The sequence below is a fragment of the Roseisolibacter sp. H3M3-2 genome, from assembly GCF_029211165.1.
Taxonomy (GTDB): Bacteria; Gemmatimonadota; Gemmatimonadetes; order Gemmatimonadales; family Gemmatimonadaceae; genus Roseisolibacter.
This window is the reverse complement of the sequence record NZ_JARGEK010000565.1, coordinates 1-2,145: the sequence shown is the minus strand read 5'-3', so window position 1 is coordinate 2,145 and position 2,145 is coordinate 1. Positions and strand designations below refer to the sequence as shown.

2 protein-coding genes and 1 pseudogene are annotated in these 2,145 nt (G+C 77.9%); 1 reads left to right on the top strand and 2 read right to left on the bottom strand.

The annotated features are described in order from the left end of the window. Positions 1–930, top strand: a 930-nt coding sequence (locus PYV61_RS24565; RefSeq protein ID WP_275836513.1) for a vanadium-dependent haloperoxidase, incomplete at its 5' end; no start/stop codon positions are given. A gap of 25 nt (positions 931–955) precedes the next feature. On the opposite strand, the gene PYV61_RS24560 is transcribed toward PYV61_RS24565, so the two are convergent. Then, on the bottom strand, positions 956–1,378 hold the full coding sequence (locus tag PYV61_RS24560) for a heme-binding protein (RefSeq protein ID WP_275836512.1): 423 nt from the start codon (positions 1,376–1,378) through the stop codon (positions 956–958). Positions 1,379–1,468: 90 nt separating this feature from the next. Beyond that, a pseudogene (locus tag PYV61_RS24555) lies at positions 1,469–2,145 on the bottom strand (twin-arginine translocation pathway signal protein); the annotation flags it as partial.

Here is a 2,145-nt window from a genome sequence, read left to right as displayed (position 1 = left end):
CCGGGCGTCCACCCGTCCGAGGCCGGCGTCGCGTCGGCCGCCGCCGCGCTCGTCCTCCGCACCCTGTACGTCGCCGAGGCGGCGACGGTCGACGACCAGCACGCCGCCGACGCCGCCGAGCTGTCGCTGCTGCCGTCGGAGCGCGACGCCGACTGCGGCGCCGGCGCGGCCGTCGGCGAGTCGGTCGCCGCGCGCGTGCTCGCGCACGCCGCCACCGACGGCAGCACGGCGCCGTGGACCGGCACGCTCCCCGTGGGCCCCGGCTACTGGGTGAGCGCGCCCGGCGTCCCGCCGCTCGGCCCGTCGTGGGGCGCGATCCGCCCGTGGCTGATGACGAGCGGCCGCCAGTTCCGCCCCGCGCCGCCGCCGGCGTTCGGGTCGCCCGAGTACCGGGCCGCGCTCGCCGAGGTGCGCGCGTACACCGACGCCCGCACCCCCGAGCAGCTGCAGGTCGCGATCTTCTGGCAGGCGGGGTCGGGCCCCGGCGGGCCGATGGGCTTCTTCGGCGAGCGCGCGCTGCAGCTCGCGGCGGCGCGCCACCTCGACGAGCGCGCGACGACGCGTGTGCTGGCGCTGATGTTCCTCGCGCAGATGGACGCGCTGATCGGCTGCTGGGACGCCAAGTACCACTACGCGTACCTGCGCCCGCACCAGGGCGACCCGGGGATCACGACGCCGGTGGGGCGCCCCAACTTCCCCGCCTACCCGTCGGGGCACTCGTGCCTCTCGTCGTCGGCGGCGCGCGTGCTGGCCGGCCACTTCCCCGACGCGCGCGGCGAGCTGGCGGCGCTGGTCGAGGAGGCGGGGCTGGCGCGGCTCTACGGCGGGCTGCACTTCCGCTTCGACGTCGACGCGGGGCGCACGCTCGGCGAGAACGTCGCCGCGCTGGCGCTCGCCCGCGCGCGCGACCACGGGCCGCTGCTCCCGTAGCCGCGCGCGGAGGCGGCGGCGCGCGTCAGAGCGCCCGCGCCGCCGCCTCCGCGACCTCGTGGTCCTGCTTGCCGCTCCCCCCGCTCACGCCGACGGCGCCGACCACCACGTCGCCGCGCGTGAGCGGGATCCCGCCGGCGAAGATCATCACGCGCCCGTCGTTGGAGACGTGCAGGCCGTAGAAGTCCTCGCCGGGCTGGGTGAGCTTCGACAGGTCCTTGGTCGAGACGTCGAAGGCGCGCGACGTCCACGCCTTCTTGATCGAGATGTCGACGCTGCCGAGCCAGGCGCCGTCCATGCGCACGTGGGCGACGAGGTTCCCGCCGGCGTCGACCACCGCGAGGTTCATCGGCTGGCCGATGTCGGCCGCCTTCTGCTCGCCGGCGGCGATGACGCGGCGCGCGTCGGCGAGGGTGATGCTGGCGGGCGCGGCGTTCGACGGCGACATGGCGGCTCCTGGAAGTCGGACGGGGGTCGGGAACGGCGGGCTGCTGCATCCGCCGTTCCCGGCCCCCGCGCAGGCGCCGAGCGGTCGACGCTACGCGCCGCGCCCGACCAGCGCCATCGCCCGCTCGGCCGCGCGCACGCCGCGCCACTGCGCCTCCTCGAACAGGCTCAGCCCGCTGACGTCCGAGTTGGCGTAGAACACGCGCGCGTCGCGCGGCGGCTCCCACCACGCGCGGCGCGCCGCCAGGAACCCCGGCTCGGGGCGCGGCATCGCGTGGCCGTAGCGCAGCACGTCCACCCGCGAGACGCACTCGCGCACGTCGGGGTGCGCGCGCGCGAGGTCCGACAGCGCCGCCTCCGCGCACGCGCGCCAGTCCATCGCCAGCAGCCGGCGCCGCGCGTCGGCCGGCTCGCCGTCGGCCAGCGGCAGGTACCACGTCCACACCGTGCGCTCGTCGGGCGTGGCGCGCAGCGCCTGGTGCGTGGCGACCACGTAGCCCAGCGCGTCCGAGTCCGCGATCACGTTGTCCCACGCCTCGGGCGCGTCCTGCGCGCCGGCGCGCGGGCGCCGGTCGAGGGTGAGGTTGGCCACCACCCACGGCGCGTAGCGCCACGGCACGCGCGGCGCGCCCGCCACCACGCGCGACGCGAGGAAGGTCGGCGCCGCCCAGATCACGGCCTCGCACTCGTACGCGACGTCGCCCGCGAGCACGCGCAGCCCGCCGGCGCGGCCGCCGTCGGCGCGCGGCTCGACGCGCCGCGTCCCCG

What these genes read in the sequence shown, in the direction of transcription:
- PYV61_RS24560 (WP_275836512.1), bottom strand. Translation starts at nt 1,378, where the DNA reads ATGTCGCCGTCGAACGCCGCGCCCGCCAGCATCACCCTCGCCGACGCG.